This window comes from Aquabacterium soli, from assembly GCF_003933735.1.
In the GTDB taxonomy this organism is placed as follows: Bacteria; Pseudomonadota; Gammaproteobacteria; order Burkholderiales; family Burkholderiaceae_C; genus Aquabacterium; species Aquabacterium soli.
In genome coordinates, this window is sequence record NZ_RSED01000009.1 from 13,865 (window position 1) to 27,009 (window position 13,145).

The 13,145-nt window shown below is 69.7% G+C and carries 11 protein-coding genes; 1 reads left to right on the forward strand and 10 read right to left on the reverse strand.

Features of this window, described 5'->3' with window-relative positions; translation table 11 throughout:
* The first annotated feature begins 6 nt into the window (after positions 1-6).
* Positions 7-1,464: a cell envelope integrity protein CreD gene (creD, locus tag EIP75_RS12700; RefSeq protein ID WP_125243656.1), complete on the forward strand. Its 1,458-nt coding sequence runs from the start codon at positions 7-9 to the stop codon at positions 1,462-1,464.
* A gap of 11 nt (positions 1,465-1,475) precedes the next feature.
* Here the strand turns inward: creD and EIP75_RS12705 are convergent, their stop codons facing one another.
* The 10 genes from EIP75_RS12705 to EIP75_RS12750 all read right to left on the reverse strand — a co-directional run bounded on the left by EIP75_RS12705 (position 1,476) and on the right by EIP75_RS12750 (position 13,135).
* The gene (locus EIP75_RS12705) at positions 1,476-4,202 is read right to left on the reverse strand and encodes a hypothetical protein (RefSeq protein ID WP_125243657.1); all 2,727 of its coding nucleotides are present in this window, start codon (positions 4,200-4,202) and stop codon (positions 1,476-1,478) included.
* Positions 4,203-4,278: 76 nt separating this feature from the next.
* Entirely contained in the window at positions 4,279-5,778 is a 1,500-nt protein-coding gene (locus EIP75_RS12710) for an amidohydrolase family protein (RefSeq protein WP_125243658.1), read from the reverse strand.
* 21 nt (positions 5,779-5,799) lie between these two features.
* The gene (locus EIP75_RS12715; protein ID WP_125243659.1) at positions 5,800-6,228 is read right to left on the reverse strand and encodes a DUF3830 family protein; all 429 of its coding nucleotides are present in this window, start codon (positions 6,226-6,228) and stop codon (positions 5,800-5,802) included.
* A gap of 42 nt (positions 6,229-6,270) precedes the next feature.
* Complete coding sequence (locus EIP75_RS12720) at positions 6,271-6,885, reverse strand: LOG family protein (protein WP_125243660.1); 615 nt, start codon at positions 6,883-6,885, stop codon at positions 6,271-6,273.
* A gap of 16 nt (positions 6,886-6,901) precedes the next feature.
* Complete coding sequence (locus EIP75_RS12725; protein WP_199758579.1) at positions 6,902-7,690, reverse strand: ABC transporter permease; 789 nt, start codon at positions 7,688-7,690, stop codon at positions 6,902-6,904.
* Positions 7,687-8,568: an ABC transporter ATP-binding protein gene (locus tag EIP75_RS12730; RefSeq protein WP_125243661.1), complete on the reverse strand. Its 882-nt coding sequence runs from the start codon at positions 8,566-8,568 to the stop codon at positions 7,687-7,689. Before EIP75_RS12730 ends, EIP75_RS12725 begins: the two co-directional genes overlap by 4 nt.
* A complete protein-coding gene (atzD, locus tag EIP75_RS12735) occupies positions 8,565-9,731 on the reverse strand; it encodes a cyanuric acid amidohydrolase (RefSeq protein ID WP_148100970.1) in 1,167 nt (388 codons plus the stop codon). The genes EIP75_RS12730 and atzD overlap by 4 nt, the downstream gene beginning before the upstream one ends.
* Positions 9,728-11,230: an allantoinase AllB gene (gene allB, locus EIP75_RS12740; RefSeq protein ID WP_125243662.1), complete on the reverse strand. Its 1,503-nt coding sequence runs from the start codon at positions 11,228-11,230 to the stop codon at positions 9,728-9,730. The genes atzD and allB overlap by 4 nt, the downstream gene beginning before the upstream one ends.
* Before the next feature lie 11 nt (positions 11,231-11,241).
* A complete protein-coding gene (locus tag EIP75_RS12745) occupies positions 11,242-12,033 on the reverse strand; it encodes an SDR family NAD(P)-dependent oxidoreductase (protein ID WP_125243663.1) in 792 nt (263 codons plus the stop codon).
* A 52-nt stretch (positions 12,034-12,085) separates the two neighbouring features.
* Positions 12,086-13,135 carry an ABC transporter substrate-binding protein gene (locus EIP75_RS12750; RefSeq protein ID WP_125243664.1) on the reverse strand — a complete coding sequence of 350 codons (1,050 nt, stop codon included), beginning with the start codon at positions 13,133-13,135 and terminating at the stop codon, positions 12,086-12,088.
* Positions 13,136-13,145: the final 10 nt, after the last annotated feature.

Here is a 13,145-nt window from a genome sequence, read left to right on the forward strand (position 1 = left end):
AACACGATGAGATTTCCCTTGTTGAGCAAGTCCGTCGCGCTGGGGGCGGTGGTGGCCGGGCTGCTGGTGGCGCTGGGCTCGGTGCGCGGCGTGGTCGAGGAGCGCCAGGAGCGCCGTGACGAGGCCGAGCAGAATGTGGCCGACAGCCTGGCCGCCAGCCAGGTGCTGATGGGGCCGGTGCTGGTGCGCCGCTGCACGGAGACCTGGCCGGTGGAGCAGCGCGAAGGCCCGGTGCTCAAGGTGCTGACCGAGCGGCGGGACTTCCGCCTGGTGCAGCCGCCCCAGACCCTGCAGATCGACAGCGGGGCCCGCATGGCGCCGCGCTACCGGGGCCTGTTCAAGGTCAATGGCTACGAGCTGACGGCCAAGGTCGAGGCCCAGTGGGCGGACCTGTCGGGCCTGGCGTCAGCACCTCAGCATGCTGGCGGTCAGGTGGCGTGCGATGCGCCCCTGGTGTCCGTGGTGCTGGGCGATGCACGGGGTATCCGCACCGTGCGCATGAACGTGCAGGGCCAGGTGCTGGGCGTGAAGCCGGGCTCGGGCAACGGCGTGCAGCGTGCGGGCTTGCATGCCGAACTGCCGGCCGCCTTGATGGCGCATGCCGGGCCTCTGCGTGCCACGCTGGCGCTGGAGCTGGCCGGCACGCAGTCGCTGGCCTTCGCGCCCATCGCCGACAGCACCGAGGTGATGCTGAAGTCGGAGTGGCCGCACCCCTCCTTCGGCGGTCGCTTCCTGCCGGCTGAGCGGCAGGTGTCCAGCCAGGGCTTCCAGGCCAGCTGGCGCCTCACGTCGCTGGCCACCACGGCCCAGCAGGAGCTGATCAAGGGGGCGTCGCTGTGCCATGCTGGCGCGGCCAGCCCGTCGCGCACGGAGGGCACCGATGAAGGCCAGCCCACCGGCTGCATCGAGACCTTCAACGTGTCCTTCATGGACCCGGTGAACCCCTATGTGCTGTCTGATCGCGCCAGCAAGTACGGGCTGCTGTTCATCGCGCTGACCTTCCTGGGGGTGATCCTGGTGGAGGTGCTGCACCGCCTGCGCGTGCACCCCATCCAGTACCTGCTGGTGGGTTCTGCGCTGATCGTGTTCTTCCTGCTGCTGGTGAGCCTGTCCGAGCACCTGCCCTTCGGCTCGGCCTATCTGGCGGCCAGCGCGGCCTGCACGGGCCTGCTGGCCTTCTACGGCAGCCATGTGCTGGGCGGCTGGCGGCGCGGCCTGGTGTTCGGTGCGGCGCTGGCGCTGTTGTACGGCACGCTGTACCTGCTGCTGCAGATGGAGCAGACCTCGCTGGTGCTGGGCTCGGTGCTGCTGTTCGTGGTGCTGGCGGCCATCATGGTGGTGACGCGCCGCCTGGACTGGTATGGGCTGATCGACGGCGTGCGGGCCGCGGCGCCCGCTGCCCGCCCTGCCCGGCCGGTGCCCGAAGCCTGGCCCTCGGCACCCGTCCCGCCGGCGGCCAAGTGATCACCCCAGGCTCACGCAGGCAGGCCCTGCAGGCACACCCGCCAGAAGGCCTGTCCATAGGCCGACGCAGGGTCCTGCGGGAACACGCGCAGGCCGATGTGCAGGCCCAGCTGGCGGTAGCTCTCCCACTGGGCCTCGTCGAAGAACTGGTCGCCGGTGCTCTGCTGCGGGAAGCTGTCGTGCGTGCCCTGGTAGTGCGTGAGGTCCACCGGCACGTCGCTGGTCAGCACAGGTTTGAGCAGCACGATGCGGGCCACCACGCTGCCGGCCTGGCGTGGCGGCTGCGCCGCGTCGCGGCCGGTGGCCAGCACGTCCAGCAGGATGGCGCAGCGTGTGGAGGCCGGTGGCAGGGTGCCATCAGGGCGCCGCCTGAAATCGGCCGGCCGGCCGAAGCGGTCGGACAGCAATGGATCGTCGGCTGCGTCTTCGTTGACGCGGATCTCCAGGCCGTGGTCGATGCGCGCCAGGCGGATCAGGTTGGCCAGGTCGCGGAAATCGTTGTCCACATCCTGGCCGCAATCGCACAGCACGATCAGGCGCACGCCGCGGTCACGCTCGGGCTTGAGCAGCTCGTAGATGCCGGTGTTGTCGAAGTGCCCTCCGTCCGACAGGTACTGGTAGGGCCGGTGGCTGCCGTAGAACAGGCCGCGGATCTCGTCGATCAGGTAGGTCTGCGTCTTGAAGAGGCTGCGCACCAAGTGGCTGCGCATGCCCTTGTGCTGCGGCACGCCAGGCCACCAGCGGCCCAGCCTCAGGTTGGCAAAGCCCACGATCAGCGACACGCCCAGGCCGCTGTTGCGGCCCAGTCCGGTCGAGATCGCGGCGCCCGACACCCCGATCCATTCACCGAAGTTCAGCGGGTAGCTCAGCTCGTTGCGCGGGCCGTGCGTGCGCATCGCATAGGCGCCCTGGTCCAGGTAGTAGCCGTTCGGCGCGATCACCAGCGGCTTGCCCTTGCGGTCGCGCTGCACCAGCTGTTCGCCGGGGCTGACGGTCTGGTTCACGCACACATTGATGAAGTGCACCGGTGCCAGGGGGTTGGCGTAGGGCGCGGTGGTGTCCAGGCTGTCGCCCGTGATGGGCTCGGCCACGTCACGATGGCGGCTGTGCGCGCGGGGGCTGAAACGGCGGTGGTTGGTGGCGCCCAGGTAGGCGCGCGTCAGGCGCGCGGCGTACAGGCTCTGGAAGGTCGACAGGTTCAGGAAGCCCGGGAACTGCCCGACCACCAGGGCCAGGCCGAAACCCACCAGCAGCGTGCCCAGCGCGTAGCAGAGCAGGGTGTGCAGGGCGGCCGGGTCGCGCAGGCTGGCCGCCACCTCGGCCGAGGCATGGCCGAACCACACCACCTGCAGCAGCAGCATGCCGAAGGCCGAGGCCACGGCGATCCACAGGATGATGCCCAGCACCCCGGCGATCAGGTCCAGCGGCAGGCGCTCGACCAGGGCCACGGTGGACCGGTCGGCCAGCTTGGGCAGGCCGGCGCGCAGCAGCCACACCAGGCCGCCCAGCACGGCGCCGCCCAGCACGCCGGATTGCGTCTCCCAGCCCAGCCACAGCGTCTGGGCCAGCGTTTCGACCGCGGCCAGCAGCGCGATCACGATCATCACCATCAGCGATTGCGCCAGGCAGCGCGTGAGGATGACGCGCTGGCGGGCGATGCTGCTGCGGCGCATGATGAAGGCGCTGATCCCGTAGATCACCACGGACCAGGCCACGAAGGCGCCGCTGGCCGACACGATCGGGCCCAGGGGCCAGCGTGTGCCGCGCTCCCAGCCGATGAGCAGCGCGCCGACGAGGAACAAGCCCAGGGCGATGACGCCGCCCAGGAAGGAGGCCCAGGTGACGGGCAGCGGCTTCATCGCGATCGGATCGCCATCATTCACGGTGGGGCGGCCCTTGTCGCGGGCCGGGTGGCTGAACCAGAAGGCCATGCCGACCGGCCCCATGGCCATCGTGGCGACCACGCCGCACAGGGCCCAGGTGGGGCTCCACCAGAGGCCGCCGCCGTGCAGGCCGGCGGCGGCGCACAGCTTGGCTTCCCACGCGGCATAGTCCGGAAAGCACCAGGCCAGGGCCAGGCGGATCGACAGCAGCAGGGCCAGGCCCATCAGGATCACGGTGCCGATCACGTAGTGCGTGGCCATCCAGTTGCGCAAGGCCACGCCCATGCCGTAGAGCAGGTCGCCCGCGCCATGGGGTGCCAGGTAGCGGCCGTTGTCGCGCAGCCAGGCCAGGGCGGCGCGGCCTGGGTTGGCGTCGTCGTACTGCGTGTCGGCGCGCACGCGGGCGGGCGGTTCGTCCTGCAGGGCGCGGTACGCGCGCCGGGTGACGGCGAGCGGGTCTTCATCCGGGCCCTGGCCGGACAGCCGGCCGGGCACGAACAGGCTGGTGAAGAAGCTGCCGATGTAGCCGCCGCCGCTGACGGTGGAGAGGTAGTCGAACTGCGCGACCAGGGGATCGGGCGGGGCTGTGCGGGGGGTGGCCGGTGGCGACTCGGCCGGGGCGGGCGCGTCGGTCATCGTGGCGGCGCCGCTGGCGGCCGTGGGGCCCGGGCTGCGGGCCAGGGCCTGCAGTGCCCCCAGGCAGAAGGTGGCGCTGCGGATGCCCCCGCCCGACAGCGCGATGGCCCACTGGGCCTGGGTCTGGCCCGACGGCCGGGTGATGTTCAGGGCCTGACGCCGCAGGCGCGCGCGTTCTTGTTCTTGTGTCGGGCTGGGCACGGGCTCGTTTGCGGGCATGAAGTCCTCCAATGGACCCCGATGCTAGGCGTGCCCCTGGCCACCCCTTATCCCTAGAAGTAGGGGCGCCGTGGCCTCAATGCGTCGGCAGGCGCCGTTGCAGGTGGAAGGGCCGCTGCCCGATGCCGCAGCAGAAGGCGCCGATCCAGGGGCGCAGGGCCTGGGCCAGGTGCCGGCCTTCGGCGTTGAGCGCGTCCAGCCGCTCGGCGGCGGCCTGGGCCTGGCGGCGCAAGGCGCTTTCATCCACCGTGAGCAGGCGGCCGTACTCGACCACCACGCGGCCGGCCACCAGCACGTGCGTGACGGCGGCACCGTTCTCGCCGTGCACCAGCTGGCGCAGGGCATCGCGCAGGGGCACGTAGATCGGCTGGGCCAGGTCCAGCAGCACGATGTCGGCCTGGTAGCCGGGCGCCAGCCTGCCCAGGCGATCGCCCCAACCGAGCGCGTGTGCGCTGTTGGCCGTGCCCATGTGCAGCGCTTCGGAGGCGGTGATCCAGCGGGCTTCGTCCGAGCCCACGATGCGCGACAGGTAGGCCGCCAGGCGGGCCACCTCGAACAGGTTCTGGGTGTCCGAGGTGTTGGCGCCATCGCTGCCCAGGCCCACGCGCAGGCCGCGCTCGGCCATGCGCCGCACGGGCGCCACGCCCGAGCCCAGGCGCAGGTTGCTCAGGGGGTTGTGGATGGCGGTGACGCCGGCCTGGGCCAGCTGGTCGATGTCGTTGTCGCCGATCCAGATCGAGTGGGCCACGCTCAGGCGCTCGCTGAGCATGCCCAGGCGGTTCAGGTGGGACACCAGGCTCATGCCATAGCGCTGCTCGCCAAACACGGCCTGCTGCTGGCTTTCGGCCAGGTGGATCTGCATCGGCAGGCCGAACTCGGCCGACAGCTGGGCGCAGCCCTGCATGAAGGCGTCGGAGCAGTGCAGCGGGATGGTGGGCGCGATGCCCAGGCGCACGCGGTTGGCATCGAAGGGCCAGTCCTGCGCCGCTGCACGCACGGTGGACAGGCAAGCCTGTGGGTCGGCGGCACGGGCCTGCGCGGCCTGGGCCTTGAGCGGCTCGGGCAGGCTGTCCAGCAGCTCGGGGTAGGCCTGGTAGAGCGTGCGGTCGGCCATCATGGGCGCGACCACGGCGCGGATGCCGATGGTGTCGTAGGCACGGGCCACGGCGTGCAGGCCGGCCACGGTGGGCCGGGGGAACTCGCTGGTCATGTCGAACAGCGCGGTGCAGCCCTTCTTGAGCAGCTCGGCGGCGGTGAGCGTGGCGCTCAGGGCCAGGTCTGCCAGGCCGCGCTGGCCGTTGATCGAGGGGGAGGCGGCCAGGAAGCCTTCCAGGCCCGTGTCGGCCACGGCGCCGCGGCCCAGGCCGCCGTGCGCGTGGGTGTGGCCGTTGACCCAGGCGGGCATCACCAGGCGGTCGGTGGCGTCCAGCTGGCGAGCGCCTTCGATCGTGTCGAACTGGCCGGGGGGGCCGATCTCGCGCAAGGCGCCGTCTTCGATCAGCAGATCGGCCAGGCGGGCTTGGCTTTCGCCGTCGGCCAGGACCAGGCCACCGTGGATGATGAGGCGATCGCTCATGGTGTGCTCAGTGCCTGTTCTTCAATCGGCCAGCTCGAACACCACATCCTGCGCGCCTTCCCACAGCGTCTTCACGCCCAGGGGCCGAAGGTTCTCCTTGCCTTCAATGATGGTCAGGAAGTGGTTGCCGGCCAACTGGCCCATCTTGCTGGAGAAGCTGCAACTGCCATAGGCCAGGATGATCTCGGTCTCGCTGTAGCCGCCGGGGTAGAACAGGATGTCGCCCACCGACGGGTGGCTGGTGTGGTTCTCGAAGCCGATGGCCTTGCCATCTTTCTCCAGCACGAACTCGCCCAGCGGCACCCAGCAGCCTTCGCCGCTCCAGCGCACGTGGATCAGCTTCTGGCGGTAGGGCAGCAGTTTCAGGAAGGCAGCGACGGTCTCGGGCGCGTCGGGGTGGGTCTCGGCCAGGAAGCGGTGGCCACCGGCGGTGATGCGGATCTTGGGCATGAAGGACTGCTTGCTTGAAGCGTTGAAAAGATGAGAAGGGGATCAGGAGCCGGGCTGGCCGATCCACTTGGTGACGGTGGGAGCGCGCCAGGCGGCCAGGCCGTCGAGCAGTGCATCGGGCTGGCTTTGCACCACGATCATGTCGCGGTGCTCGGGCTTGAGGAAGCCTTCATCCGTGGCGGTGGCCAGCATGGCGCGCATGGGCTCGTAGAAGCCGCGCGTGTTGAGCACGCCGCAGGCCTTGAGGTGGTCACCCAACTGCGTGAGCGTGGCCACCTCGAACAGCTCCTCCAACGTGCCCAGCCCGCCGGGCAGCGCGATGAAGGCATCGGCCAGCTCGGCCATGCGGGCCTTGCGCTCGCGCATGTGCGGTGCCACCTCGTGGCGGCTGAGGCCTGGGTGCAGGTGGCCGCGGTCGTGCAGGCGCTGGTTGATCACGCCCACCACGGTGCCGCCACCGGCCAGGGCCGCATCGGCCACCACGCCCATCAGGCCCTTGCTGGTGCCGCCGTAGACCAGGGTGATGCCGCGCGCCGCGATGGCGGTGCCAAGCGCTTTGGCGGCTTCGGCGTAGTCGGGGGACACGCCGAAGTTGGAGCCGCAGAACACGGCCACGCTGCGCAGCGGGGGAAGGATGTCGTTGTGGATGTCGCTCATTGCTTTTGGAGGGTGCTCAGGAGGCCATGCCCAGGTCGGTCTTGCGCTGGGCCCAGCCCGTCATGCGGCGCTCGACCAGCGAGGACAGAGCGTACAGCGCCACGCCCAGCACGGCCAGGATCAGCAGGCCGGCGAACACCATGGGCACGTCGAAGTTGCCGCTGGCCAGCATCATCACCGTGCCGATGCCCTTGTTGGCGGCCACCGTCTCGGCCAGCACCGTGCCCACGAAGGCCAGCGTGATGGCGATCTTGAGCGAGGCGAACAGGTAGGGCAGTGCGCGCGGCAGGGCCACGTTCCACAGGATGTCGCGCTTCTTGGCGCCCAGCACGCGCAGCACGTCTTCGAGCTCGGGCTCGGTGCTGGCCAGCCCGGTGGCCACGTTCACCACCACCGGGAAGATGCTGATGACCAGCGAGGTGAGGATGGCCGGCACCGTGCCCGCACCGAACCACACCACGAAGATCGGCACCACGGCCACCTTGGGGATGCTGGAGAACCCCACCAGCAGCGGGTAGGCCACGTCATAGGCCGTGCGCGACGAGCCGATCAGCAGGCCCAGCAAGATGCCCACCGCCACGCCCAGCGCGAAGCCGACCAGCGTGGTGTAGAGCGTCTGCACCGTGTGCGGCCACAGCAGCGGCATCTTCTCGACCAGCACGTGCAGGATCTGGCTGGGGCGTGGCAGGATCAGGTCGGACACGCCGGTGGCCACGCAGGCCAGCTCCCACAGCAGGAAGAAGCCGACCAGGGCCGAGGCCGACAGCAGGCGCTGGCGGGCGCGGGGAGAGAGCAGGGGGTTCATGCGGCTTTCCTTGCGGGCGTGGGTTCGTGGCCGGGGGATTCGGTGGATGCGGCGGCGGCCTCTGCGGCATCGGCGGCCGTGCGGGCTTCGGCGATGCGCAGGCGCAGCTCCTGCACCAGGGCAGACACCTCCGGTGCGTAGCTCATGGCCAGGGTGCGGGGGCGCTCGAAGGGCACGGCGCGGTCTTCGAGGATGCGGCCGGGGCGCGAGCTCATCACGCAGATGCGCGTGGCCAGGTAGGCGGCCTCGCGCAGGTCGTGGGTGACCAGCAGCACGGTGGGCTTCTTGTCCATCCACAGCTGCTGGGTCAGCGCCCACAGTTCTTCACGCGTGAACGAGTCGAGCGCGCCGAAGGGCTCGTCGAGCAGCAGCAGTTGCGGCTCGTGGATCAGTGCGCGGCACAGCGAGGCGCGCTGCAGCATGCCGCCCGACAGCTGCCAGGGCCGCTTGTCGCCAAAGCCCTTCAGGCCCACCTGGGCCAGCAGGGCCTCGGCGCGTTCGGCGTACTCGCCGCGCTTTTTCCTGGCGTAGTCCTGGCGGAAGGGCTCGACGATCTTGAGCGGGATCATCACGTTGTCGCGGATGCTCAGCCACGGCAGCATGGTCGGGTTCTGGAAGGCCAGGCCGATGCGGGTCTTGCCCGATTGCTGGGTGGTGGGGCTTTCGCGCCCGCCCACGATCAACCCGCCCGAGCTGGGCTGCAGCAGCCCGGCCACGAGTTTCAGGATGGTGGACTTGCCGCAGCCGCTGGGGCCGACCAGTGCGACGAAATCGCCCTGCTCGATGCGCAGGTTGGTGCGGTCCAGGGCGAGGGTGGCGTTGGCCTGCGTGCCGTAGCGCACGGTCACGTCGGACAGGTCGATGAAGGGTTGGGTCATACAGCGTCCTCTACATGCAAGATGGCGGCCACGGGGCCGCCGCCGGCCGGGCCCTGGTGCTCGGCGCCGCCCGAGACGTACAGCGCGGTATGCCCGGCGATGGACGCCAGCACACCGCCCACCACCGCACGGGCGTGTCGCGTGGCGTTGATGTCCGAGTCGTTGAGCATGGTGTGGCGCTGGCCACGCACCAGCCCGTCGGGGCTGGATTCGGCCTTGGCCAGCAGGTTGACGAGCCGCCCGGACAGGGCTTCGTCGCTGTCATGGCCTTCACGGTCGGGGTCGATGGCGAAGCATTCGCGCAGCAGGGTGCGCACCGAAGCCGCGTCGACCGCGTCGCGCATCACCGTGTGGGCGATGCGGTAGGGCGATGCGGCACCGGGCGCCTCACCCAGCACGATCACCACGTTGTGGTCCAGCTCGATGCCGGCCGAGGCTGATGCCCGGCCGGAGTACAGCGACCAGTCGCGCAGTACTGCGGCATCACCCACTTTCGCAGCAGGCACTTCTTCAAGCGCCAGGGCCACGCCCAGGGCCGAGGCGCCGCGCGAATAGCCCATGGATTCGTAGGTGTCGCGCGTGGCGGGCTCCTGCTGCTCGGCCAGCGCCTTCTGCACCTTGGTGGAAGTGAGCAGCGGGCATTTGACCTGCACGAAGTGCACATCCTGCACGCGCTGGATGCCGGCCTGGGCCATGGCCTCGCGCACGGCCTGGGCCGTGGCCTCGATCTGCGCCATGCGGCCGATCTCGGTGGGCGCGAAATCGCGCGTGTGCGCGGTGCCGATCACCAGGCGCGGTGCGCCATGGCGGGCAGGCGCATCGGCTTCGAGCCAGCGGCGCGTGAACACCGTGAAGTGCGGTGACAGCACGCCCTCGGTGCCGCCGGACATCACCAGGGCCACGCGCTGCGCTGCTTCGGCCGGCGTGCAGCCCAGGTGTGGGGCCAGCAGGTGGCTCCAGGCCATGCTGGCGTACTCGCGTGTGTGGTCGTTGACGCAGCCATTGCCCTCGGTCTTGCCCATCACGGCGACGATGTCGGCCGGCACCAGGGTGCCCGCGTCGATCAGGGCCTGCACGCCCGAGAGGTCACCCGGGCCACGGCAGTCGATGCGGTGCACGCCGACCCGCTGCGGGCGCACGGCGGTGCTGCTCGGCAAGCTCATGCGGCCTCCTTGGGCGCGGGCGGCAGGAAGCCGGTGCCTTCGAAGGCGCTCAGGTCTGCCGGCACGGCCGTGGGCGGCACGCCTTCCGGTGTCTTGAGCACGGCGCTGATGTAGTGCTCGGTGTTGCGCGCGCGCGGCGTGGGCATGCGCTGCACGCCCTTGACCGATTGGCCCCAGCCCGAGGCCTCGCTCACCAGCTGGCCATCGCGCATCACGAAGCGGCCGCGCACCAGGGTGTGGATGGGCGCGCCCTGCACCGTGCGGCCGTTCCACGGCGAGATCTTGCTGATCGACTGCAGGCGGCCTTGCGAAAGCACGGCACGGCGGTCCATGTCCACCACGGCGATGTCGGCGTGCGCGCCCACGGCCAGCACGCCCTTGGTGCCGTACAGGCCCCAGGCCTTGGCCGGGGCGGCGGCGCTCCACTTCACGTAGTCCATCAGCGTGGCGCGCTGGCGGTTCACCTCGGTCAGCATCAGCGGCATCTGCGTTTCCACGCCAGGGAAGCCGCAGTCGCAGGCCCAGATGCTCTCGCGCGTTTTCTCCTCTGGCGTGTGTGGCGCGTGGTCGGTGGCGATCATGTCGATGGTGCCGTCCATCAGCGCGTCCCACAGCGGCTGGTTGTGGCGCTCTTCGCGGATGGGCGGGTTCAGGCGCAGGATGCCGCCCAGGCGCAGCATGTCGTTCGTATTGAGCAGCAGGTACTGCGGGCAGGTCTCCACCGTCACGTCCACGCCGCGCAGCTTGGCCGCGCGCAGCACGAACAGCGAGTCGGCTGCGCTGTGGTGGGCGATGTGCACGCGCGCGCCAGTCCATTCGGCCAGGGTCAGCACGCGGCCGATGGCCTCGATCTCGGCCACGGCCGGGCGCGAAGCCAGGTGGGCCAGCGGGTCGATGCGGCCGGCTTCTTCCAGGCGGTGCTGGCGGCGCGCCATGATCGACGAGTTCTCGGCGTGCACCACGGTGCGGATGCCCAGGGGCGCCAGCTTTTCGAAGCCTTCCAGCAGCGCACCGTCGCTGGGGGCAGGCAGGTTGCCGAAGGTGTTGCCCACGAAGGCCTTGAAGCTGGTCACGCCGGCGTCGAGCAGCTCTTCAAGCCGGTCGATGGTGTCGTCGCCCAGCAGGCCGTGGATGCCGTAGTCCACATAGGATGATTCGGCCGCCTTCTGCTTGAGCCGCAGCGCCTCGATGGTGCCCGTGGGCGGGTTGGTGTTGGGCATCTCGAACACCGTGGTCACGCCGCCGCAGGCGGCGGCGGCCGAGCCGGTCTTCCAGGTTTCCTTGTGCGGGTAGCCCGGGTCGCGGAAGTGCACGTGGCTGTCGATGGCGCCAGGCAGCAGGTACTGGCCGTCGGCGCGCAGCTCTTCACGGGCACTGGGCATCAGGTCGTCATGGCCGATGGCCACGATCCTGCCATCGGCGATGGCGATGGAGGCGTCGATGATCTGCTCGGGCGAGACGATCTTGCCGCCTCGGATGACGAGGTCTGCGTTGCTCATGATGTGCCCCTTTACAGCATGGCCCAGCCGCCATCGACGGGCAGGTCCACGCCGGTGATCTGGCGCGACGCATCGCTGGCCATGAACAGGCAGGCGTTGGCCACGTCCTCGTCCAGCGTCACGCGCTTGAGGGCGTAGTCCTCGGCGTGGCGCTTCATCGCTTCTTCCAGGGTGATGCCCAGCTTGGTGGCCATGTTGGCGCACACCTTTTCACGGAAGCGCGGGCCGTCGACCATGCCGGGGGCCACGCAGTTCACGTTGATGTTGTGCGGGCCGGCCTCCAGCGCGAAGCTCTTGGTGATGCCGCGCAGGCCCCACTTCGAGGCGGAGTAGGCCACGCGGCCGGCGCGTCCACGCATGCCGAAGGTGCCGCCCACGTTGACCACCTTGCCGCCGCCCTGCTCGATCATCGCGGGCAGCACGGCGTGCATGGTGTTGAAGCAGCCGGTCATGTTGAGCTCGACGATGTCGTTGAACTCGTCGGCGCTGGTCTCCCAGCCGGTCTTGCCGATGGGGCCGGAGCCGCCAGCCACGTTGACCAGGATGTCGATGCGGCCGAAGTGCTCCAGCGCCTGGCGGGCCAGCGCCTCGGTCTGTGCTTCATCGACCAGGTTGCAGGGCACGACGATGGCGGGCACGCCCAGCGCGCGCGCCTCTTCGGCCACGGGCTCGATGGCGGCGGTGTCGCGGCCGGCCAGCACCAGGCGGCAGCCTTCCTGGGCGAAGGCCAGCGTCACGGCGCGGCCCATGCCCTTGGCGGGGCCGGTGATCACGGCCACCTTGTTCTTGAGTTTCAGGTCCATGGTGTTTCCTTCAAAGCGGGGGCGGGGTCGTGTGAATGCTCAGCAGCGGGGTTCAGAACAGCTTGCTGGGGCGCTGGTCGCGCGCGGGCAGGAAGCTGCGGTTGAACACCTCGGCAGGCGTGGGCGTGCGGGCCAGCTGGTTGGCATCCACCAGGATCTCGATGCTGCGCTCCAGGCGCTTGTCGTCCACGTCACCCAGGCCGATGCGGGCGACCTCGGGGTGGCTCATGTCATTGCGCAGCGCCGACAGCAGGCGGTCCTTCTCGACATCACGCTTGAGCAGGGGCTCGCGCTTCATCACGGCGTCCATGGCCATCTCGGGGTCGGCCAGCACGTCCTTGATGGCACGGTTGAGCGCGCGCACGAAACCGGCCACGGCCTTGGGGTTGTCCTGCACGAACTTGCGCGAGAAGAACACGGCGTTCGAGTACAGGTCCATGCCGTAGTCGCCGTAGCGGATGAAGCGCAGGTCCTTGGCGGCATCGATGCCCATGGCCTTGGCGCTGAAGGTCACGGTGTTCACGTAGCCGAAGGTGGCGTCGACCTGGCCGCGCATCAGCATCTGCTCGCGCAGGTTGGGCGCCATGTTGGTGATGTTGACCTTGCTGGTGTCGACCTTGGCGATCTTGGCCAGCGCGGGAAAGAGCTTGAGCGCGCCATCGTTGGCCGGGCCGCCGATGGTCTTGCCTTCCAGGTCCTTGGGCGTCTTGATCGGGCTGTCCTTCTTGACGATCAGCGTGAAGGGCGGCGTGTTGTACAGCATGTAGACGCCCACGGGCGCATCGGCCGGGCGCTTGGCGGCCATGTCGATGATCGCGTTGAGGTCGCCGAAGCCGGCGTCATAGGCGCCCGAAGCCACCTTGGGGATGGAGGCGGCCGAGCCTTCGCCCTGGTCAATGCTCACGTCCAGGCCTTCGGCCTTGAAGTAGCCCTTGTCCTGCGCCACGAAGAACCAGGCCTGCGAGCCTTCGAACTTCCACTGCAGGACGAACTTGATCTTGGTCTGCGCCTGGGCAGGCAGGGCGGCCAGGCTCAGGCCGATGGCCGCTGCCGTGGCGGCGGCGATGCGCTTGAACGTGGCGCGGCGGGAAAGGGCGATCATGGGGCGGTAC

What these genes read in the sequence shown, in the direction of transcription:
- atzD (WP_148100970.1), bottom strand. Translation starts at nt 9,731, where the DNA reads ATGAGCTTGCCGAGCAGCACCGCCGTGCGCCCGCAGCGGGTCGGCGTG.
- EIP75_RS12710 (WP_125243658.1), bottom strand. Translation starts at nt 5,778, where the DNA reads ATGAGCGATCGCCTCATCATCCACGGTGGCCTGGTCCTGGCCGACGGC.
- EIP75_RS12715 (WP_125243659.1), bottom strand. Translation starts at nt 6,228, where the DNA reads ATGCCCAAGATCCGCATCACCGCCGGTGGCCACCGCTTCCTGGCCGAG.
- EIP75_RS12725 (WP_199758579.1), bottom strand. Translation starts at nt 7,690, where the DNA reads ATGAACCCCCTGCTCTCTCCCCGCGCCCGCCAGCGCCTGCTGTCGGCC.
- EIP75_RS12730 (WP_125243661.1), bottom strand. Translation starts at nt 8,568, where the DNA reads ATGACCCAACCCTTCATCGACCTGTCCGACGTGACCGTGCGCTACGGC.
- EIP75_RS12720 (WP_125243660.1), bottom strand. Translation starts at nt 6,885, where the DNA reads ATGAGCGACATCCACAACGACATCCTTCCCCCGCTGCGCAGCGTGGCC.
- EIP75_RS12705 (WP_125243657.1), bottom strand. Translation starts at nt 4,202, where the DNA reads ATGCCCGCAAACGAGCCCGTGCCCAGCCCGACACAAGAACAAGAACGC.
- EIP75_RS12750 (WP_125243664.1), bottom strand. Translation starts at nt 13,135, where the DNA reads ATGATCGCCCTTTCCCGCCGCGCCACGTTCAAGCGCATCGCCGCCGCC.
- allB (WP_125243662.1), bottom strand. Translation starts at nt 11,230, where the DNA reads ATGAGCAACGCAGACCTCGTCATCCGAGGCGGCAAGATCGTCTCGCCC.
- creD (WP_125243656.1), top strand. Translation starts at nt 7, where the DNA reads ATGAGATTTCCCTTGTTGAGCAAGTCCGTCGCGCTGGGGGCGGTGGTG.
- EIP75_RS12745 (WP_125243663.1), bottom strand. Translation starts at nt 12,033, where the DNA reads ATGGACCTGAAACTCAAGAACAAGGTGGCCGTGATCACCGGCCCCGCC.